The 20,732-nt window shown below is 65.6% G+C and carries 19 protein-coding genes; 9 read left to right on the top strand and 10 right to left on the bottom strand.

From position 1 onward, the window contains the following. Positions 1–57: 57 nt before the first annotated feature. The 4 genes from mgtA to DJFAAGMI_RS11250 all read right to left on the bottom strand — a co-directional run bounded on the left by mgtA (position 58) and on the right by DJFAAGMI_RS11250 (position 5,768). The gene (gene mgtA / locus DJFAAGMI_RS11265) at positions 58–2,805 is read right to left on the bottom strand and encodes a magnesium-translocating P-type ATPase (protein WP_211457205.1); all 2,748 of its coding nucleotides are present in this window, start codon (positions 2,803–2,805) and stop codon (positions 58–60) included. Between the two features lie 12 nt (positions 2,806–2,817). Further along, a complete protein-coding gene (locus DJFAAGMI_RS11260) occupies positions 2,818–3,141 on the bottom strand; it encodes a hypothetical protein (RefSeq protein ID WP_211457204.1) in 324 nt (107 codons plus the stop codon). A 236-nt stretch (positions 3,142–3,377) separates the two neighbouring features. Then, on the bottom strand, positions 3,378–3,575 hold the full coding sequence (locus DJFAAGMI_RS11255; protein WP_211457203.1) for a hypothetical protein: 198 nt from the start codon (positions 3,573–3,575) through the stop codon (positions 3,378–3,380). A 390-nt stretch (positions 3,576–3,965) separates the two neighbouring features. Beyond that, complete coding sequence (locus DJFAAGMI_RS11250) at positions 3,966–5,768, bottom strand: lysoplasmalogenase family protein (RefSeq protein ID WP_211457202.1); 1,803 nt, start codon at positions 5,766–5,768, stop codon at positions 3,966–3,968. Between the two features lie 262 nt (positions 5,769–6,030). Here DJFAAGMI_RS11250 and DJFAAGMI_RS11245 point away from each other — a divergent pair, with 262 nt between their 5' ends. From DJFAAGMI_RS11245 to DJFAAGMI_RS11205, 9 genes are all read left to right on the top strand, one after another. Beyond that, entirely contained in the window at positions 6,031–7,023 is a 993-nt protein-coding gene (locus DJFAAGMI_RS11245) for a Bug family tripartite tricarboxylate transporter substrate binding protein (RefSeq protein WP_205244651.1), read from the top strand. Between the two features lie 3 nt (positions 7,024–7,026). Beyond that, positions 7,027–8,256: a M20 aminoacylase family protein gene (locus DJFAAGMI_RS11240; protein ID WP_211457201.1), complete on the top strand. Its 1,230-nt coding sequence runs from the start codon at positions 7,027–7,029 to the stop codon at positions 8,254–8,256. Between the two features lie 7 nt (positions 8,257–8,263). Next, positions 8,264–9,019: a phosphoribosyltransferase gene (locus DJFAAGMI_RS11235; protein ID WP_211457200.1), complete on the top strand. Its 756-nt coding sequence runs from the start codon at positions 8,264–8,266 to the stop codon at positions 9,017–9,019. Between the two features lie 138 nt (positions 9,020–9,157). After that, positions 9,158–10,666 (top strand): amidohydrolase family protein, encoded by a 1,509-nt coding sequence (locus DJFAAGMI_RS11230; RefSeq protein ID WP_034391161.1) that lies wholly within the window; start codon positions 9,158–9,160, stop codon positions 10,664–10,666. 102 nt (positions 10,667–10,768) lie between these two features. Next, entirely contained in the window at positions 10,769–11,887 is a 1,119-nt protein-coding gene (locus DJFAAGMI_RS11225; protein WP_034391158.1) for an ABC transporter substrate-binding protein, read from the top strand. Continuing rightward, positions 11,887–12,735 (top strand): ABC transporter permease, encoded by an 849-nt coding sequence (locus DJFAAGMI_RS11220; RefSeq protein WP_211457199.1) that lies wholly within the window; start codon positions 11,887–11,889, stop codon positions 12,733–12,735. Before DJFAAGMI_RS11225 ends, DJFAAGMI_RS11220 begins: the two co-directional genes overlap by 1 nt. Further along, positions 12,732–13,508, top strand: coding sequence for an ABC transporter permease (locus DJFAAGMI_RS11215; protein WP_211457198.1), 777 nt, complete (start codon positions 12,732–12,734; stop codon positions 13,506–13,508). Before DJFAAGMI_RS11220 ends, DJFAAGMI_RS11215 begins: the two co-directional genes overlap by 4 nt. A 37-nt stretch (positions 13,509–13,545) precedes the next feature. After that, positions 13,546–14,406: an ABC transporter ATP-binding protein gene (locus DJFAAGMI_RS11210; RefSeq protein WP_211457197.1), complete on the top strand. Its 861-nt coding sequence runs from the start codon at positions 13,546–13,548 to the stop codon at positions 14,404–14,406. A 25-nt stretch (positions 14,407–14,431) separates the two neighbouring features. Next, positions 14,432–15,799: an LLM class flavin-dependent oxidoreductase gene (locus DJFAAGMI_RS11205; protein ID WP_211457196.1), complete on the top strand. Its 1,368-nt coding sequence runs from the start codon at positions 14,432–14,434 to the stop codon at positions 15,797–15,799. A 139-nt stretch (positions 15,800–15,938) separates the two neighbouring features. Here the strand turns inward: DJFAAGMI_RS11205 and DJFAAGMI_RS11200 are convergent, their stop codons facing one another. From DJFAAGMI_RS11200 to DJFAAGMI_RS11175, 6 genes are all read right to left on the bottom strand, one after another. Further along, positions 15,939–17,123, bottom strand: coding sequence for a DSD1 family PLP-dependent enzyme (locus DJFAAGMI_RS11200; RefSeq protein WP_211457195.1), 1,185 nt, complete (start codon positions 17,121–17,123; stop codon positions 15,939–15,941). Then, a complete protein-coding gene (locus tag DJFAAGMI_RS11195; RefSeq protein WP_003073518.1) occupies positions 17,107–17,748 on the bottom strand; it encodes a histidine phosphatase family protein in 642 nt (213 codons plus the stop codon). Before DJFAAGMI_RS11195 ends, DJFAAGMI_RS11200 begins: the two co-directional genes overlap by 17 nt. Before the next feature lie 212 nt (positions 17,749–17,960). Next, complete coding sequence (locus tag DJFAAGMI_RS11190; RefSeq protein WP_003050913.1) at positions 17,961–18,443, bottom strand: YjjA family protein; 483 nt, start codon at positions 18,441–18,443, stop codon at positions 17,961–17,963. A gap of 102 nt (positions 18,444–18,545) precedes the next feature. Further along, positions 18,546–19,277, bottom strand: coding sequence for a DUF4136 domain-containing protein (locus DJFAAGMI_RS11185; RefSeq protein WP_003073515.1), 732 nt, complete (start codon positions 19,275–19,277; stop codon positions 18,546–18,548). A gap of 83 nt (positions 19,278–19,360) precedes the next feature. Then, positions 19,361–20,356, bottom strand: coding sequence for a tRNA 2-thiocytidine(32) synthetase TtcA (gene ttcA / locus DJFAAGMI_RS11180; RefSeq protein WP_211457194.1), 996 nt, complete (start codon positions 20,354–20,356; stop codon positions 19,361–19,363). Further along, positions 20,350–20,721, bottom strand: coding sequence for a dihydroneopterin aldolase (locus DJFAAGMI_RS11175; protein WP_003050921.1), 372 nt, complete (start codon positions 20,719–20,721; stop codon positions 20,350–20,352). The genes ttcA and DJFAAGMI_RS11175 overlap by 7 nt, the downstream gene beginning before the upstream one ends. Positions 20,722–20,732: the final 11 nt, after the last annotated feature.

Raw genomic sequence — 20,732 nt, 5'->3', positions numbered from 1 at the left:
ACATGTGGCCCGGGCTGGCGCGCCTGCCCCGCAGGGTAGACGCGAAGCGGCCGGTGCTCACCAGCCGTACTTGCGGATATAGACGCGCTTGAGCAGCGTCGTCAGCACAGCATAGGCCAGCAATATGACGATGAGCCAGGGGAAATAGCCTAGCGGCAGGGCCTGCAGCTTGAAATGCCCGGCCAGCGGGCCCATGGGCAGGAAGATGCCTATGGCCATGATGGCCGCCGTGGCCGCCAGCAGGGTCCAGGAGGCACGGCTTTGCACAAACGGGATCTTCGGCGTGCGGATCATGTGCACGATCAGCGTCTGCGTCAGCAGTCCCACCACGAACCAGCCAGACTGGAACAGGCTTTGGTCTGCGGCCGTGCTGGCATGGAAGACGAACCACATCAGCGCGAAGGTGAGTACGTCGAACAGCGAGCTGATGGGGCCGAAGAAGAGCATGAAGCGGCCCAGGTCCTGAGGGTTCCAGCGCAGCGGCCTGGCCACCATTTCCTCGTCCACGTTGTCGAAGGGAATGGCGATCTGCGACAGGTCGTAGAGCAGGTTCTGCATCAGCAGCTGCATGGGCAGCATGGGCAGGAACGGGATGAAGGCCGAGGCGATCAGCACCGAGAACACGTTGCCGAAGTTGGAGCTGGCCGTCATGCGGATGTACTTGAGCATATTGCTGAAGGTGCGGCGTCCTTCGAGCACGCCTTGCTCCAGCACCATCAGGCTTTTCTCGAGCAGGATGATGTCGGCCGCCTCGCGGGCGATGTCCACGCCGCTGTCGACGCTGATGCCGATATCGGCCGCGCGCAGCGCGGGCGCGTCGTTGATGCCGTCGCCCATGAAGCCCGTGACATGGCCGTTGGCGCGCAGCGCGTGCACGATGCGCTCCTTGTGCAGCGGCGTCAGGCGGGCGAACAGTAGGTGCGACTCCACGCAGCGGCGCAGCTGCTCCTCGTCCATGGCTTCGATGTCGTTGCCGACAATCGCCTCGTCCACCTGCAGACCTACGTCGCGGCAGACTTTGCGTGCCACCAGCTCGTTGTCGCCCGTGAGCACCTTGACCGTCACACCGTGCTGCAGCAGCGCGGCGATGGCGGCCTGGGTGGATTCCTTGGGTGGATCGAGAAAGGCCACATAGCCGATCAGGGTCAGCTCGGACTCGTCGGCGATGCCGTAGGTGCTCTTGTCGGGCGGCACTTCCTTCATGGCTACGGCCACCACGCGCAGGCCCTCGCGGTTCAGACCTTCGGTGACGGCGCGCACCTGCTCGCGGCGCTGCGGCGTCAGGGCCTGCACGGTCTCGCCGTCCGGCCCGCTGTCCCGGATATGCGTGCAGACCTCCAGGATCTCCTCGACCGCCCCCTTGCAGATCAGCTCGTGGTGGTGATTGCGCTCGGCCACCACCACGGACATGCGCCGGCGCTGGAAGTCGAACGGAATTTCGTCGACCTTGCGATAGTCCTCGTTAACATGCAGCCGCGTGTGCAGCTCCACATGCTCGAGCACGGCACGGTCCAGCAGGTTCTTGAGCCCGGTCTGGTAGTAGCTGTTGAGGTAGGCGAACTGCAGCACCTCGTCGCTGGGGCGGCCCTGCACATCGGTATGGCGCTCCAGCGCGATGCGGTCCTGCGTCAGCGTGCCGGTCTTGTCGGTGCACAGCACATCCATGGCGCCGAAGTTCTGAATCGCGTCCAGGCGCTTGACCATCACCTTCTGGCGCGACAGCACCACCGCACCCTTGGCCAGCGTGGAGGTGACGATCATGGGTAGCATCTCGGGCGTCAGGCCCACGGCTACCGACAGCGCGAACAAAAAGGCCTCGCCCCAGTCGCCCTTGGTGTAGCCGTTGATGAACAGCACCACAGGCACCATCACGGCTGCGAAGCGGATCAGCAGCCAGCTGACGCTGTTCACGCCCTGCTCGAAGGCCGTGGCCGTGCGGTCCTGGTGGGTGATGCGCGCTGCCAGCGTGCCGAAATAGGTCTGGTTGCCGGTGGCGACCACCACGGCCATGGCCGAGCCCGAGACCACATTGGTGCCCATGAAGAGCAGGTTGCCGGCTTCCAGCAACTGGCCTGTCTGCAGGGCAGCCAGGGTGCGTGCATCCTTTTCCACGGGCAGCGATTCGCCTGTCATGGCTGCCTGGCTCACGAACAGGTCCTTGGCAGACAGCAGGCGGCAGTCGGCCGGAATCATGTCGCCGGCCGACAGGGCCACGATGTCCCCGGGCACCAGCTCGCGCATGGGCAGCTCGGACAGCGAGGCGTCATGGCCGCCGCCGCTGTCGCGAAAGTCTGCGACCGGTGCATCGCTGCTGCGGCGCACGGTGACGCGGTTGCTGACCAGGGCCTGCAGGCGCGCGGCGGCGCGCCGCGAGCGCCCTTCCTGGACAAAGCGCAGCAGCGTGGACAGCAGCACCATGCTGGCGATGACGATGGTGGCCTTCTCGTCCTCGGTGAGGTAGGAGACCACGGCCAGCAGCGTCAGCAGCAGGTTGAAGGGGTTGCGGTAGCAATGCCACAGGTGAAGCCATGCGGGCAGAGGCTTTTCATGCGCGACCTCGTTGGGCCCATGGCGGAGCTGGCGCTGCTGGGCCTGCTCGGGGCTCAGGCCCCGGCTCGATGTGTCCAGCTGCTGCAGCAGGGCAGCCACGGGGCTGCAGGCGGCGGATTGCAGGGCCTGTACCTGTGCCGGTGGCACGGTGACGGCGGTGGAGGGGCCGCCAGCGGGCATCGGCCGGCGGCCGAAGAGGCCGGCCAGGCGGTGGCTGCGCAAAAAGGCCCGGAACAGGTTTTTGAGGATTTGCATCACGGCCTCCTGTCAGTGCAGCGTCTTGCCGGAGCTAGCGAGCTGCGTCCATGGCAGCTGCGCCTGGCTGGAGCGCAGTTGTGCGTCGAGGCGGCTGCGTTGCTCGCGGGTCAGCAGCGACAGCGCATCGGCGCGCTGGCGGATGCTCAGATTGGCCATGGCACTGGCCATGAGGGGTGCGGCATGGCGATCGACCAGGTGGCGCAGCACATCGGTGCGGCGCTCGCTCAGTGCCGAGCTCACGGCATGGGTCAGGCCATGGTGGCGGGTGGTGTCATCGAGGCGGGGGGTGGGGCGGCTGCGTTGCAGCACGCGCAGCCAGGCGAGGCGTTGCATGGGCATACTCCTTGGGGTGACCCGGGAGCTGCCCGCCGCTGCTACTGCATCAGGCGTCCAGCCCCGAGGTCGGGGTTCCAGTCCCTGCGTGCAGCCATCAAGGTCACACGCAGGCCAATGGCTTGACAGCGCGCCGCATGGGGCGCGCTGCAAGATCGACTAGGGTCGGGATCCATACGTGTTCCTTGGTTAAGAGTGAGTGAAAGCGGGCCGGAGCCGGTCCGCGACCGGGTTGCTCAGCGCACGCTGCGGCTGCTCAGATAGCTGCGGATGCGGTGCGTGGGCCAGCTTGTCAGGGCATCGAGCTCCAGCGTCTGTTCCAGCGCTTGCGGCAAGGCTGCCGGTGCGGCGGGCGCAGCCTGGGAAGGCGTGGCGCGGGCGCGCAGCAGCAGAGGGCGCAGCTGGTGCAGAGTGCGGGTCAGGCGATTGCTCATGGCGGTCTCCTCATCGGTTGAGGGAGCGGGCCAGGCGGCAGTGCGGCACAAGCGTTCTGGCGCGGCCACGAACCGGCATGCTGCCGGAGCGGGATGGCGACGCGAGAACTCAGTGATGAGCAGAGCTTGCGAGCTTGAGGCCACTATCCGTGCTGAGCACGGCAGGCCACCCCGAACGTCGGGAAGCCAAACAGCAAGTTGCGAGGGGCGCGGGGCAAGGGATGCGGGGCGGTCGATGACGACTCCCGATCCGGGGGAGTCTGTCAGTCGGCCAGCTTCGCAGCCATTGCGGCGTGCGATAAATCACTGGTTGAACTGGCACTGTCCACGTGGGGACTCCTGAAATTGCGATCTGCAGATTATCGGCCGAGACCGGTCCCAGGGTCAACCCTAGGTGGCTTTCAGTTGCAATTGCGCCGGGGCCTGGCGGGTTGCGGGCTCGGCCCATTGCCGCACGCAGCCCCAGACGATGAGTGACTGCGCTGCGTAGTAGCTGCCGAGCACGCTCACCGCGGACCAGGGCAACGGCTGCACAAAACGGTTGATGGCGAGGATGGAGTCGCTGAGCATGAAAAAGCTGGCGCCCAGGGCGGTCAGCAGTGCGGCGCGGCTGCGCAGCTGACGATAGCGTCCCCAGGCCTGAGCCGCCATCAGGGCGATGACGCCGACATAGGCGGCCACGGGCAGACGCAGGGCGGCAGGCAGGCCATGGGTCCAGAGAAAGACATACATGGCGGCGCCGATCGCAGCCACCAGCAGCAGTGCGCCGCGATCGGCAAACCAGGTCACATCAAGCCTGAACAGCGCAACGTAGCAGACATGGGCCAGCAAAAAGCTGACCAGGCCGGGAATGAACAGACTGGTGGGCAGCTGTCCGTCCAGCATCAGGAAGACATCGCCTGACATGGAGAAAACAATAGCTGCCAGCAGCAGATGGACATGCCTTTGAGGCAGGTTTTGTATCTTTTTTGATGCCTGTATTGCGCAAGAAGCTACGCATATGAGAGCAAAAACCATGGTGGCAGGCTTGAACAGCCAATGCCATGCCTGCAGTCCCAGCGCCGCCGTGGCCGTGGCCAGTGCGCCGCTTTGCAGCATCAGTGCCAGCCACAGGCTGATGCGGCCCTGCATGGCAGCGCCCAAGGCCCATTGCCCGGTGAGAAGCACGCCGAACCAGATCAGGTTGGTGGCCAGCGGCGACTGGTCGGCATGCCAGAGGAAGATCGAGGTGCCCGCAATCAGCGCTGCGAACTGCAGGCCGGCAAACCAGCGCAGCGCCCGGCCCATGGGCGGGGCATAGATGATGCGGTGCTCGTCCAGATCGAAGGCGGGCTTGGGAAAGCGCTGCGCTACATCGGCCGGCCGCCAGCCCGGCGGCTTGAACCAGACGCGGATTTTGTCCAGCCAGCTGCGTGCATGCCAGCTGTCATGGGCCAGCTGGCGGTAGACGCTGAAGTTGGCCCAGAGCGGGTCCCAGCTCTTGAGCAGGCCGCGCGTGCCGTAGACGCAGGGCTCCTCGTCGTCCTCGGTCTTGTAAGTGCCGAAGAGCCGGTCCCAGACGATGAGAATGCCGCCGTAGTTGCGGTCCAGATAGCGCTCGTTGACGGCATGGTGCACGCGGTGATTGCTGGGCGCGCAGAACCAGCGGTCGAACCAGCCCAGTTTCTTGACCTGCTCGGTATGCACCCAGAACTGGTAGAGCAGATCGATCAGCCCTACCACGGCAAACACCAGCGGCGGCACGCCGGCCAGGGCCATGGGCAGGTAGAAGATCCAGCCCAGCAGTGCGCCGGAGCTGGTCTGGCGCAGCGCGGTGGAGAGGTTGTAGGCCTGGCTTTGGTGGTGCACGGCATGGGCGGCCCAGAGCACGCCCACTTCGTGGCCCATGCGGTGCAGCCAGTAGTAGCAGAGATCGTAGAACAGCAGGGCCAGCAGCCAGCCCGGCAGGCTGAGCCAGAAGGCATCGGCCTCGATCAGCGCTACGTGGCTGGCCACGACGGTGTAGATGCCCAGCGTCAGCAGCTTGGTGAAGACGGCGCTGGTCTGGCTCAGGATGCCCAGGTTCAGCGAGCTGATGGCATCGGCCAGCGCATAGGCATTGCGCCCGCGTCTGAGGCTGATGATCCATTCCACGGCAATCAGAGCGAAAAAGACCGGCGTTGCCAGAACGATGACTTGGCTGGGTGAGAGCATGGACTCCGATTCTGGAGCGGGCCGGTGTCCGGCGGCTTGGCATGAACCCTAGCGCCCGGCGCTGCAGGCCTCACCAGGTTTCAAGGGTGAATCGGGATTGCTAAGTATTTCCAGTTATGGCAGTCAACAAGGTGCTCTGGGATAATCGGCGGCTTGCCCGTCCGCCGGAGGGCGCACTCAAATTTACCGGCCAGTACAGCGACGCTGCGACGCCGGGATGGGCCTGGAGCCGTCAGCCTGTCTGCTTTCTTGCTGCATGCCCATGTCCACATCCCGCCGCTCCTTTGTTGCCGCCGCCGCCTTGCTGGCCTCAGGCTTTACCGCGCCCGCCGTTTTCGCCGCCGCCGATGCCTGGCCCGCCACCAAGCCCATCACGCTGATCGTGCCGTTCAGCGCCGGTGGCAATGTGGACACCACGGCGCGCCTGATCGGCCAGAAGCTGGGCGAGCGCCTGCACCAGTCCATCGTGGTGGACAACGTGCCTGGCGCCGGCGGTGTGCTCGGGGTGAGCAAGGCCGTCAAGGCCCCTGCCGACGGCTACACCTTGCTCATGGGCTTTGACGGCCCCATCAGCATTGCCCAGCTGGTGAATTCCGCCGTCAAGTACGACGCCGAAAAGGATCTGACCCCTGTGGGGCTGACCACCATCGCACCCGTGGTCGCCGTGGCCCGTCCCGGTCTGCCGGCGCACAATCTGAGCGAGCTGATTGCCCTGGCGCGTTCCAAGCCCGGCTCGCTGACCTATGCCACCTCGGGCGTGGGCACCATGCTGCATCTGGCCATGGAAATGCTGCAGGAGCGCGCCAAGATCAAGCTGGTGCATGTGCCCTATCGCGGCGGTGCCCAGATCACCAGCGACGTGATGGGCGGTCAGGTCGATGTGGGCATGCTCACCACCGTGAGCGCCGTGCCCATGATCCAGCAGAAAAAGCTCGAAGGTCTGGGCGTGACATCGGCCAAGCGCATCGATGCCATCCACGCCGTGCCCACCTTTGGCGAGACGGCCGAACTCAAGGGCTTTGACCTCAACACCTGGACGGGGCTGTTCGTGCCCGCCAAGACGCCTCAGGCCGTGGTCACGCGTCTGGCTACCGAGCTCGATGCCGTGCTCAAGATGCCCGATGTGCGCAAGCGCCTGGAAGATGGCGGCGCCACGCCCGGCTCCGGCACCCAGGCCAGCTTTGTCCAGTTCCTGAAGAAGGAAAAAGCCGGCTATGCCCAGATCGTGAAGTCGGCCAACATCCAGGCGGAATAAGCCATGGCCGCGCCTCTGAACCCGGTGCATGCCGAGATCCATCCGCCCGTGCTGCCCGAAGTGGCTGCCGTCGCGGACGAGATGCTGGCCTTGCGCCATGATCTGCATGCCCATCCCGAGCTGGCCTACGAAGAGCATCGCACCGGCGATATCGTGGCCGCCAGGCTGGCCGAATGGGGCTACGAGGTCCATCGCGGCCTGGGCGACACCGGCGTGGTGGGGACGCTGCGCTGCGGCGATCACTCGAATGGCAAGCACATCGGCAAACGTCTTGGCCTGCGCGCCGACATGGATGCGCTGCCGATCCGTGAAACCACGGGCCTGTCCTATGCCAGCCGTCACGACGGCAAGATGCATGCCTGCGGCCACGACGGGCACACGGCCACGCTGCTGGCCGCAGCAAGGGTGCTGGCCGGGCGCAAGAACCAGCTCCAGGGCACGCTCAATCTGATCTTCCAGCCTGCCGAGGAAGGCCATGGCGGTGCGCAGAAGATGGTGGAGCAGGGCCTGTTCGAGCTGTTTCCCTGCGATGCGCTCTACGCCTTTCACAATGAGCCCGGCTATCCGGCGGGGCAGTTCGGCTTTCGCCCGGGCGTGATGTATTCCAGCTCGGACACCGCCATCATCACCATCCGCGGCAAGGGCGGCCATGGCGCCATGCCCCATGTGGCCGTGGACCCCATCGTCGTGGCCTCGCATCTGGTGCTGGCGCTGCAGACCATTCGTTCGCGCGAGATCGACCCCAACGACATGGCCGTGGTCACCATCGGTGCCATCCATGCCGGCGATGCACCCAATGTGATTCCGGAAACCTGCGAGCTGCGCGTGACCATCCGCGCGCGCTGCCCCGAGGTGCGCCAGCAGCTGCGCGAGCGCATCACGGCCATGGCCCATGCCCAGGCTGCCGTGCACCGCGCCACGGCCGAGGTGGACTACAAATGGCGCTATCCGCCCGTCATGAACGACAAGGCCGCGACGGAGTTTGCCGTCGAGGTGGCGCGCGAATTTCTGGGCGAGGAATGGCTGATTCCCGATCTGCAGCCGCTGCAGGCCAGCGACGACTTCGCCATCATGCTCAACGAGGTCCCCGGCAACTATTTCATCGTCGGCAACGGCATGGGCGAAGGTGGCTGCATGGTGCACAACGCGGCCTATGACTTCAACGACAACCTGCTGCCCGTGACTGCCTCGTATTGGGTGAAGCTGGCCGAGAGCTATCTGCGCCGCGACTGAGTTTTGTATGAGTAAAATTGCATCCGTGGCCGATCTTTCCGGCCAGAACCTGCCCGGCTTCGACGCCACGACCGACTACTGGCAAGCCATCGTCACCGAGGCCGAGCTGAGCCAGTCGCCGCTGCCGCCCTATGCGAAGAGCTACCCGGCCAGACTGCCCGACGGCCGCTATCTGCTGCTGCCGCTGCGCGGCATGCCGACAGCCGATGGCTCGGCGCCGGACCGCTGCGTGGCCTCCCTGATTGCCAACCAGGCCTCGATGGAGGTGGTGGAGCAGCTGGCGCTGCACATGGCGCAAGGCGCTGGTGCGCACGACTTCGACGTGGTCATGGGCCTGCCCACGCTGGGCCTGGCTTTTGCACCGCTGGTGGCCAAGCAACTGGGCCACAGCCGCTATGTGCCCCTGGGTTATTCGCGCAAATACTGGTATCGCGACGAGCTCTCCGAGCCCGTCAGCTCCATCACCACGCCGGGCAAGGGCAAGCTGCTCTATATCGACCCGAATCAGCTGGGCCTGATTGCCGGCAAGCGCGTACTGGTGGTGGACGATGCCGTGAGTTCGGGCACGACCATGGTGTCCGGCCTCAAGCTGCTGGAGCGTTGCGGCGCCGAAGTGGCCGCCATTGCCGTGGCCATGCGCCAGGGCACGCAGTGGCAGCAAAAGCTGGTGCGTGCAGATGGCAGCACCATCCCCGTGGTCGCGGCCTACGACTGCCCGCGCATGGAGCGCCGGGCCGACGGCTGGTGGCCTGAAAGTCCATAGCAAGAGGGCTGCTCGCGCGCATGGCGAAATGACGCAAATATCTAAGTCAAATCGTTCATAAGAAGCGTATTTTTTATTCGTTCTGTTTTCCCTCGGGCTTGCGTACTCTGCGCTTACGCATCCACGAAGGAAAATGTCATGACGAACAGACTTCCGAACAAGACCTCCTCGCGCTCGGTGGCCGTGAAAGCGCGGCTCGACTACCCAGTGATCGACACCGACGTGCATGTCAACGACTACACGCCGGCACTGGAGGACTATGTTCAGCACTACGGCGGCAGCGCCTTGGTGGATGCGCTGCGCAAGGCGCTGGGCGGGCGTTTCGCGACGCGCTCTGCCGAGGGCAGGGACTGGTACCAGCAGAGCCCCGAGGAGCGCCAGCACCACCGCACGCTGCGCTCGCCCTGGTGGGCCCGGGTGACGCGCAACACGCTGGATCTGGCGACCTACACCTTGCCCGATCTGCTCGCCGAGCGGCTTGAGGAGCAGGGGGCGGACTATTCGGTGCTGTTTCCCAACGATGTGTTGGCACCGGCTGCTGCGGGCGACGAATTCCGTCAGCCGCTGCACCGCGCCATCAATCACTTTCATGCCGACCTGTATCGCAAGCATGCGCACCGGCTGACGCCCGTGGCGGGCATTCCGCTCAATACCCCGCAGGAAGGTATCGAGGAGCTGGAGTTCGCCGTGAAGACGCTGGGACTCAAGGTCATCAATATCGCGGGCGGGGTGCGCAGGCCGATTGCGGCGATTGCGGCCAAATACCCCAAGGCCGAGCACCCCGAGGTGGCGCGTCACGCGAGCTACACCGACTTCTACGGCCTGGACAGCCCCTACGACTACGACCCGTTCTGGGCCAAGGTGGTGGAGCTGGGCGTGCCCGTCACCACGCACTACGGCAGCCAGGGCTGGACGGGGCGCCAGTCCATCAGCAACTACATGTTCAACCACATCGGCCACTTTGCCGATGGCTCGCAGGCCTTTGCCAAGGCCTTGTTCTTCGGCGGCGTGACGCGCCGCTTTCCGGGGCTGCGCGTGGGTCTGCTCGAAGGCGGGGCAGACTGGGGCTCGCATGTGTACACGCATCTGGTGGATCGCTTTGAAAAGCGCAACCGCCATGCCGTGCAGAACTACAACCCCGCGCATGCCGATGTGGAGTTGCTGGCCGCGCTGTTCGAGCAATACGGCGCCGACCTCACCAAGGGCAGGCCGCTGAACAAGGAGACGTTGCTGCGCGACAGCCTGGGTATTTCCGCGCTGCCGCACAGCCGCGACCCGCAGGGCGACGAGCTGGACGATTTCCTGGCCGCCGGCATCGAGAGCGTGGAGGACATCCGCGAGCGCTGGGTCAAACCCTTTTTCTTCGGTGCCGAGGCCGACGACCGCACCGTGGCCGCGGCCTTCAACACCCGGGTGAATCCGCTGGGTGCCAGGATCAATGCCATCTGGTCCTCGGATATCGGCCACTGGGACGTTCCCGATCTGACCGAGCCGCTGGCCGAGAGCTGGGATCTGGTGGAGCAGGGCGTCATCAGCGCCGAGGACTTCCGCGCACTGGTGTTCGACAACCCCTACCGCTTCTACACCGAGGCCAGGCCCGACTTCTTCGCGGGCACCGACATCGCCAGCAAGCTGGCTGCGCGCTGAGCGGCCGCGATCTCTCTCCCGATTTTTTCCCGTTCCTGCCTCAGAGGGCGGCGCGCCACAAGCGCGGCGCCGGGGCCAGCCTTTGCCTTTGAAAGACTGCAGATGACCCATTCCCTGATTTCCCGGCCCTGGGGCCGTCGTGCCGCTCTGGCGGCCCTGGGCTTGTTGTTCGGCTCCCTGGCCCACGCGGCGCCGCCCCAGGCCATACGCATCGGCGTGGCCACGGCGGGCGGCGGCGAACCCATCAACTGGGGCGGCTCGCCCGGCGGTGTGGTGCGTGCCAACCAGTGGCTGGAAGAGGCTTTCAAGGACTCCGGCATCAAGGTGGAATGGCTGTTCTTCAAGGGTGCGGGACCGGCCGTGAACGAGGCGCTGTCGAACAAGCAGATCGACTTCGCCTATCAGGGCGACCTGCCCTCCATCGTGGGGCGCGCCAACGGACTCAGGACGCGGCTGCTGGTGACCAGCGGTGCACGCAACAATCTCTATGTGGTGGTGCCGCCGCAGTCGGGCATTCAGCGCATCGAGGAGCTGAAGGACCGCAAGGTGGCGATCTTCCGTGGCACCAACGGCCATCTGGTGGCGATCAACGCGCTGCAAAGCGTGGGGCTGGCCGAGCGTGATCTCAAGGCCATCAACCTCGACACGGGAAGCGCCCAGGCGGCCCTGGTCTCCAACGGTGTGGATGCCTCGTTCGGCGGCTACGAGTGGTTCAAGATCCGCGACCAGGGTCTGGCCAGGGTGGTGTATTCCACTCAGGGCAAGGACCCGGCTCTGACACGCCAGGCGGCGCTGCTGGTGCGCGAGGAGTTCGAGAAGGAGCATCCCGAGCAGGTACAGAAGGTGGTGAACCAGTTCGTGCGCGCAGCCAACTGGGCTTCGGACGAGAAGAACCGCAGCGAGCTGTTCCAGCTCTGGGCTCGAACGGGTACGCCTGCGGCCTCCTGGGAAGCGGAGTTCGACAAGCAGGCGCTGGCCGTGCGCAACTCGCCGCTGCTCGATGACTTCATCGTGGCGCGCTACCGCTCGGTGGCCGAGGATGCGGCCAAGCTCAAGCTGATCCGCCGGCCGGTCTCGCTGGAGGGCTGGTTCGAGCCGCGCTATCTGCAGGCCGCGCTCAAGCAGCAGGGGCTGGAAAAGCGCTGGACCGTATTCGACGCCAAGGGCCAGGTCAAGGTCCGGGGCCAGAACCCTGATGCCAGCCCGGTGGCACTGCGCTGATGCCCATGGCCGATATCCTGATTGATGCCGCTGCGGCGCGCCAGCGTCCTGCCGGCCCACCGTTCTGGCGAAGTCTGCTGCGCAGTGCCGAGCCTTTCTTCCTGCCCCTGGCTCTGCTGCTGCTCTGGGCCCTGGGCGCGGCACGCGGCTGGATCTCGCCGCAGGTGCTGCCATCGCCACAGTTCGTCTGGGAAACCCTGGCCGAGCTGGCCACGAATGGCGAACTGTGGACCCACACAGCCGCGAGCCTGCAGCGCGTGCTGGTGGGCTTTGTGGCGGGCAGTCTGCTGGGCCTGCTGCTGGGCGCGCTCATGGGCCTGTCGCGGTCCGTGGAAGCCTATCTGCTGCCCAGCTTCAATGCGCTGGTGCAGATTCCCGTTTTGGGCTGGATGCCTTTTGTGCTGCTGTTGGTGGGCATAGGCGAGCCGCTCAAGTACATCCTCATCGCCAAGGCCGCCCTGGTGCCCGTCACGCTGGCCACGCTGCAGGGTTTTCGGCAGGCGCCGCAGAACCTGCTGGAGGTGGGCAGCGTCTATGGCTACACGCGTCGTCAGCAGGTGCTGGAGATCGTGCTGCCCACGGCACTGCCCACGCTGTTCACGGGGCTGCGCCTGGGCTTTACCAAGGCTTGGCTGTCGCTGGTGGTGGTGGAGCTGGTGGCATCGAGCGAAGGCCTGGGCTACCTCATCGTCTATGGGCGCCAGCTGTTCCAGCTCGATCTGGTCATGGCCGCCGTGATCATCGTGGGCGCTCTGGGCTATCTGATCGACCGCCTGCTCGATGCGGCCGAGGCGCGGCTGGCGGCGCGCAACGGCGTGCGCCCGGTCGTCGAGGGAGGACTGCTGTGAGCACACCGAACACCCTGTCTTCCGTGCCCGCACGCTGGCGCGGCCTCGTGCTGCCAGTGGCGGCCGTGCTGCTGTGGGCGCTGGCGTCGCACCTGCGCCTGGTCAACTCGGCGCTGCTGGTGTCGCCGCTGCAGGTGCTGGGCACGGGCCTGGAGCTCATCACCAGCGGCCAGCTCTGGCTGAACCTGCGGGCCAGTCTGCTGCGCGAGCTGACCGGCTTTGTCATCGGCAGCACGGGCGGGCTGGTACTGGGCGGGCTGCTGGGGCTGTGGCCGCGCTTCGGCCGCCTCGTGGGGCCCAGTTTCAATACCTTCAAGCAGATCTCGCTGTTTGCCTGGATTCCGCTGATCTCGGTGTGGTTCGGGCTGGGCGACGTGGCCAAGGTGGTCTTTCTCTCGCTCGCGGCCCTGGTGCCCGTGGTGGTCAACACCGTGGACGGCATCCGCAGCACGCCTGCCTCGCTGCTGGAGGTGGCGCGCGTCTACGGCTACACGCGCTGGCAGACCACCTGGCATGTGGTGCTGCCTTCGGCGGCGCCCTCGATCTTCACCGGCATCTATCTGGCGCTGGTCTATTCGTGGCTGGCCACGATAGGAGCCGAATACCTGCTGGTGGCCGGGCGCGGCGTGGGCAATCTGCTCATCGAGGGCAGCGAGCATTTCCGCATGGACCTGGTGCTGTTCGGCATGGTCACCATCGGCTTCGTCGGCTGGCTCATGAACGCCAGTGCCCGTGCGCTCGAACGCGCGCTGGCGCGGCGGCTCGGGCGCTGAGCGTCCTCTCTCTTCTTTCCAGGAAAGCATCTTCCCTATGGCAACGACGACCGCGACAGACGATCTGCATATCCACGTCGCCTCCAAACAGTTCGATCATGCCCAGGCCGCCAACGGCAGCCTGCAGGTGCTGCAGGACATCGACCTGCAGGTGCGCGCCGGCGAGTTCATCAGCATCGTGGGCGCCAGCGGCTGCGGCAAGTCCACGCTGCTGCGTCTGGTGCTGGGCATCGATGTGGACTACGAGGGCCACATCGCACTGGGCGACGAGCGCATCACGGCGCCCGGGCTGGACCGGGGCATCGTCTTCCAGGATCACCGGCTGTTTCCCTGGCTCACGGTGGAGCAGAACATTGCCGTGGGTCTGCGCAACGCCGACCGCTGCGCGGCCGAAAAGCGCGAGCTGATCGCCGAGCACGTGGCGCTGGTGGGCCTGCAGGGCTTCGAGCAATCCTTTCCGCGCCAGATCTCGGGCGGCATGGCCCAGCGCGTGGCCATTGCGCGCGGCCTGGTCAACCGCCCGCGCGTACTGCTGCTCGACGAGCCTTTCGGCGCGCTGGACGCGCTCACGCGCACGCGGCTGCAGGGCGAGCTGCAGCGCATCTGGCAGCACGAGCGCATCACCATGCTGCTGGTGACCCACGATGTGGAGGAAGCCGTCTTCCTCGGCGACCGTGTGGTGGTCATGCAGCCGCATCCGGGCCGCATCCGGCGCATCGCACCCGTGGACCTGCCCCATCCGCGCAACCGCAGCGACCCGGCCTTCCTCCGCATCCGCGATGCGCTGCTGGCCGACTTTCTGGGCCCCGAGCGGCGTGGCCCCAGCGATGTGCCGCCCCCGGCCGAGCCGCGCGCGGCGCACTGGCTGCCCCATGGCGGCCTGCGCTTTGCCTGGTGACTTTTCCCTTCATTGAAAGCCTCTCATGACCACACAGAAAAAGCAGATCAGGCTCGGAGCCTTCCTCATGCAGACCGGCCACCACATCGCAGGCTGGCGCCATCCCGGCGCGCAGGCCGATGCGGGCGTGAACTTCGGCCACTATGCGGCGCTGGCGCAGAAGGCGGAGGCCGCCAAGTTCGATGCGGTATTCCTGGCCGATGGCGTGGCGGTGCGCTCCGACAACGATCAGGCGCTGGCCCGCATTGCACGTAGCGACCAGTTCGAGCCGCTGACCCTGTTGTCGGCACTGGCCGCCGTGACGCAGCGCATCGGTCTGATCGCCACGGCCTCCACGAGCTACCACGAGCCCTACAACCTGGCGCGCAAGTTCGCTTCGCTCGACCAGATCTCGGGCGGCCGCGCGGGCTGGAACCTGGTGACTTCGGCGACCACGGCCGAGGCCCTGAACTTCAACCGCAGCGCCCAGGATGCGCATGGCGACCGCTACCGCCGTGCAGCCGAGTTCCATGACGTGGTCGTGGGCCTGTGGGACAGCTGGGAGGACGATGCCTTTGTGCGCGACAAGGAAAGCGGCATCTACCTCGATCCCGGCAAGCTCCATGCGCTGCACCACCAGGGCGCTCATTTCCAGGTGCGCGGCCCGCTCAATGTGGCGCGCTCGCCCCAGGGGCGGCCGGTGGTGGTGCAGGCCGGTGCCTCGGACGAGGGGCGCGAGCTGGCCGCGCGCACGGCCGAAGTCATCTTTGTGGCGCATCAGACGCTGGAGGAAGGCCAGCGCTTTTACCGCAGTATCAAGTCACGCGTGCAGCACTACGGTCGGCACCCCGACGATGTGAAGATCATGCCCGGCATCTTCCCCGTGGTGGGCCGCACCCAGGCCGAGGCCGAAGCCAAGTTCGAGCAGCTGCAGTCGCTGATCGACCCCGTGGTCGGGCTGTCGCTGCTGGCGGGCATTGCGGGGGAGCTGGATCTCTCGGCCTATCCGCTGGACGGCCCTTTGCCGGAACTGCCGCCCACCGAGGGGCCGCAGAGCCGCCAGCGCCTGCTCGTCGATCTGGCGCGGCGCGACGGCCTGAGCATCCGCCAGCTCTATCTGAAGATCGCCGGCGCGCGCGGCCACCAGCAGATCGTGGGCACGCCGCAAACCATTGCCGACCAGCTGCAGCAATGGTTTGAGGAGGGAGCGGCCGATGGCTTCAACATCATGGGGCCGTGGTTTCCGGGCGGGCTCGACGATTTCATCGAACTCGTGCTGCCCGAGCTGCGCCGACGCGGCCTGTTCCGCACCGAGTACGAGGGCAGCACCCTGCGCGAGCACCTGGGTCTGCAAAGGCCGGAGCATCCGCAAGCCCTGCGCCGGCTGCAGGCGTCGCGCAAGATCGCGGCCTGATGCCGCGCCATTTGGCAAGGCTCTATCAATAGAAGAGCTGCTTGCGCTTGTCAATTATGAATTTCAGGTTGTTTTCACCTTGAAATCAATGCATAAAAAGCGGTACAAGCTCTGTTTTTGATAGTGATAGAAGCCTCTATCAGGTCAGCGCACCGCGCCCGTCCACGGTAAAGATGCGCTCGACCACGCCCTTGAGCCGGCCGCCGCGCACGCCGATCAGATGGTCGTGCAGATTGACCGTGGGGTCGCAGTGGCCGGGAATCAGCCACAGCGTCTCGCCCAGGGCGGGCAGCCAGCCGCTGTGGTTGCCCGCATCGGCATCGGGGTGCAGCACTCCATGCTCGTCGCCGCCGTTGGCAAAGCGCAGTGCGTTTTCGGGCGCCAGCGCATGCAGCCGGGGCAGGCCGGAGTCTATGGCATGGGCCTTGTGGCCGGCGTCGCAGACGGCGTGATCGCTGCTGAGCGACATGACCTGGGTCTTGACGTAGAGCGCATGCTCGAACAGGGGCTGGGCCGCGTCGCGCTGGTTGGCCGCGTAGTCGGCGTCCATGAAGAGGAAGGAGCCGGGCTGGATTTCGCCATAGATGCCGCTGGCGGCCTCGTTGACCATGGTGCCCGTGCCGGCGCCCGTGATCAGCGGTATGGCCAGGCCGGCGCGGTCGAACTCGTGGCGCGTACGGTTGACGAGCTTGAGCACCTGCTCGATGGCGGTCTTGCGCTCCTCGGCGCCGCGCAGATGCTGGGCGCCGCCGTGATAGGCCTGTAGGCCCGCAAAGCGCAGCACGGGCTGGGCCGCAATCGCCTGTGCCAGTGCCAGGGCGGCTTCGCCGGGCTCTGCGCCGCAGCGGTTCTGGCCGACATTGATTTCCACCAGCACATCCATGGCCGCATCGCCTGCCTGCGCATCCTGCAGGGCCCGCGCCAGCCGCGTGATGCCTTCCTCGCAATCGACGGCCAGGGCCAGTCGGCCGCCCTGGGCATTCAGTGCCTTGGCCAGAGCCGCCACGCGCGCCAGCTTGGTCTGGGCGATGACTTCGTTGCTGATGAAGATATTGGTGATGCCGCCCTGGGCGAGGGCTTCGGCCTCGCTGACTTTCTGCACGCAGTGGCCGCAGGCGCCGGCATGCTCGAGCAGATGGGCGATATGCGCGCTCTTGTGCAGCTTGGCATGCGGGCGCCAGAGCACGCCATGCTGCTGGGCAAAGCGGGCCATGCGCTCGATATTGCGGTCCATGGCGTCCAGGTCTATGACCAGGGCGGGCGTGTCTATGCGTTTGACGGCCTGGCCGACCAGGGTTTGCAGATGCTCAGGAATGTGCTTCATCTCGGCTGCCTTGCTGAAGGTGTGCGGTATCTGCCCAGCCTACCAAAGACAGGCCGTCAGGCGTCCAGAGCAGGCGATTGATGGCGCAGTTGCTCAGCTCCCAGGTGCGGGGCGTCTGGAAGTCCTGGCGCGTGGCCAGGCGGTAGAGCACGTCCATCACGCCGCCATGGGCGACCAGCACGATCTGCTCGCCCTCGTGCTGGCGCGCAATCCGGTCCACCGTGGTGGAGATGCGTTCGCGCAAGGCCTGCAGCGAGTCGCCGCCGCCGGGCGGGGCATAGACCGGGTTGCGCGTGCGCCACAGCTGTGCGTCCTCGGGCTGGGTGGCTTCCACATCCTTGAAGGTGCGGCCCTGGAAATCGCCGAAGCAGCGCTCGCGCAGGCCGGTGGTGGCATGCAGCGGGGCGCCGGATGTGCGGGCAATCGCCTGCGCCGTGACATGGGCGCGCTGCAGGTCGCTGCTGTAGATGGCTGCAATGCTCTCGTCGGCCAGCGCCTGGGCGGCCTGCTCGGCCTGCCACAGGCCGGTGTCGTTCAAGGGAATATCCAGATGCCCCTGGATGCGTCCATCGACGTTCCAGGTTGTCTCTCCGTGCCGGATGGCAATGATGCGCGTGGCGTGCATGTCTTGGCTCGTTCAGCGTAGGTTGTTTTATTAGGCAGTCATTGTCTTGCAAACAAAGTCTGCCTGTACCCCGGTCTGTTGTTACAGACTTTTCGACGCCCGGCCTGCATCGAGGAGCAGCCGGCAAGAAAAAAGGCCTGCAACCACGGTCGCAGGCCTTTCGGGCATTGCAGCATCCGCGCTTCAAGCGCCGGCTGCCATGGCTTTCGGTGTCAGATCAGTGACTTGGCATTGTCCAGCACAAAGTCGCAGGCCTTTTCCTTGAGGTTGCTCTTGACCTTGTCCAGGCTGAAGCTCTTGCCGTCGGCGCCCGTGACCATGCCCATCAGACCGTTCTGGTAGCCCTGATCCTTGGGCTCTTCCTTCTGGCCCAGTCCCAGCTTGCCCAGCAGCTGATTCTTGACCTGGGCAGCCTTGTCGGCGTTCAGGTAGTTGTTCTTCATGCAGTAGGTGAGGACACCGGCGGCATTGCTGGCCGTGCCGGAGCTCAGGTTGCCCAGGCCCAGGGCCGACAGTGCCGAAGAGCCTCCGGAGCCGCCGAGCATGCCGCCCAGGCCCGAGGTGCTGGAGCTGCTCTCGGCCGCGCCGCCGCCCAGCTGACCGCGCAAGGCGTCGCCGAGACCGCTGGCATGGGCGCTGAAGGAGCCCGCGGCCACTGTGGCGCAAAGCAGGGTGGAGAGAGCAAATTTCTTCATGACTTCATCCTTTTCATGGCGAAGGCCCGGGCAGGAGGCCCCGGTTCAAGCCGAGCTGCACGTTAGCACGCGTCAGGCCCGGCAACTGTTGAAGATTGCAAATCAACGTACCGGCGCCGCGGTGGCCGGTGCCACGGTGGCCGGGGCGGCTGGTGCAGCCGATGCAGCGGGCTGTGCAGGAGCTGCCGGCGTGCCGCTGGCCGGCTGGGCTCCCGGCGGCTGGATGACGGTGCGCACATTGCGCTGGCCCTGCGGCGGCTTGGGGAAGCCCGTCAGCGCGGCATCAAACAAAATGCCGAAGATGGCCGGGTCGTCGGTCCATACATCCTGGCGCTGTGCCGAGGTTTCGTAGACGATCTGCTGGGTCTTGATGTCGCGCATGACGATGCTCACGGCGCGGTAATACTCCAGCGGCGGTTCGTTGAACATCATGCCGCCGCCAAAGCCCCAGCCGAAGCCGCGCCCGTAGCTCATGCCCCAGCCCCAGCGCGGACCCCAGTAGGGGTCGTAATAAGGCCAGCTGGCGTAGTCGCGCGCATAGCGGGCCATGGCGCTGATCTGCACCACCAGGCTGGCGCGCGAGTCATCGCGCGTCAGGCCGACGCGGGCCAGCGCATGCTGGGCCTGGGCTTCCACGGCCGCGAAGTTCACCTGGCCTTGCTGCGAGGGCAGGGTCTCCAGCCGGTAGGTGGCCGGCACAGGGATGGTGTTCAGTGCGGAAAAGCTCTGCACCGTGCTGTTGACCTCGCGCACCGTGCTGCAGCCGGCCAGCAGAGCCGTCGCAGTCAGGGCCACAAGGCCGATCCAGCGTAAGGAGGTTTTGCGCAGGTTCATGATGATTTCTCTGAAAACGACAAAGGCCCATGGGATGGGCCTTTGATTGGACCGCTGGGTCCGGTTTTAGTTCAAAAGTCCGTTCAGGACAGTTGTACCACTTGTACCCCGCCGGGCAGGGCGGCCATGGTTGGCAGCTCTTCATGGTCAAAGGCCATGTCGCCGTTGGGATCGGCAATGCCCGTGGCCTTGGCGTTCCTGAAGTCGTGCAGCTGGGGGTCCATCATGTGCGTGGTCACGATGTTGCCCATGGCTCGGAACATGCTCTCGATGCGGCCGGGGAACTTCTTGTCCCACTCGCGCAGCATATTGCCCACGGCCACGCGCTGCAGGCCGTCCTGGCTGCCGCAGAGGTTGCAGGGAATGATGGGGAAGTTCTGGTATTGGGCCCAGCGCGTCGTGTCCTTCTCGGGCACATAGCACAGGGGACGGATCACCACATGCTTGCCGTCGTCGCTGACCAGCTTGGGCGGCATGCCCTTCATGCGGCCGCCGTAGAACATATTGAGCATCATGGTCTGCACGATGTCGTCGCGGTGATGGCCCAGAGCCACCTTGGTGCAGCCCAGCTGGTCGGCCACCTTGTACAGGATGGCGCGGCGCAGGCGCGAGCACAGACCGCAGGTGGTCTTGCCTTCGGGCACGACGCGCTTGACGACGCTGTAGGTGTCCTGGTTCTCGATGTGGTAGTCCACACCGATGCTCTGGAAGTACTCGGGCAGCACGTGCTCGGGGAAGCCAGGCTGCTTCTGGTCCAAGTTCACGGCCACGATGTCGAACTTCACGGGCGCACGCTTTTGCAGCTTGCGCAGAATGTCGAGCAGGGTGTAGCTGTCCTTGCCGCCGGACATGCAGACCATGACCTTGTCGCCTTCCTCGATCATGTTGTAGTCGAGGATGGCCTTGCCCACTTCGCGGCACAGGCGCTTTTCGAGCTTGATCTGTTCGCGCTCGATCTTGATCTTGCCGGGCTTGGTAGCTTCTTCGCCGTTGGCGTTCTCTGCGGCCGCAGCATCGGCGGCTTCTGCCTCTTCGGCAATCCAGGGGTTGTCGTTTACTGCATTCATGGGGTTCACCATTGTCCGGTTTCGATGCGAATGGCTACTTCGCAGTCGTCAAAAATTTCCAGCTTCGCAATTTTCACACGCACGCCACGCACGCCTGGCAGCTGCAGCAGGCGCTGGGCCAGCTTGCCGATCAGGCTCTCGAGCAGGTTTACATGCTCGGAGGTGCATTCGTCGATGATGATCTGGCGCACCTTGCGGTAGTCCAGCACATGGAGGATGTCGTCATCGCGCGGAGCCAGGGGCTGGGGGCCGAGATTGAGTTCGGCATCGACCTGGATCGGCTGGGGCTCTTGTTTCTCATGCGCAAGAATCCCCAGGCTGGCGTCAAAGCGCAGGCCGGTGAGCGTGAGAATCTGTTGTCCGGAAGTGGAAGTCATGGAAAAGGGTG

The organism is Comamonas brasiliensis, assembly GCF_018292285.1.
Taxonomy (GTDB): Bacteria; Pseudomonadota; Gammaproteobacteria; order Burkholderiales; family Burkholderiaceae_C; genus Comamonas; species Comamonas brasiliensis.
The sequence above is the reverse complement of the archived record's forward strand: the minus strand, read 5'-3'. Positions and strand labels throughout refer to the sequence as shown.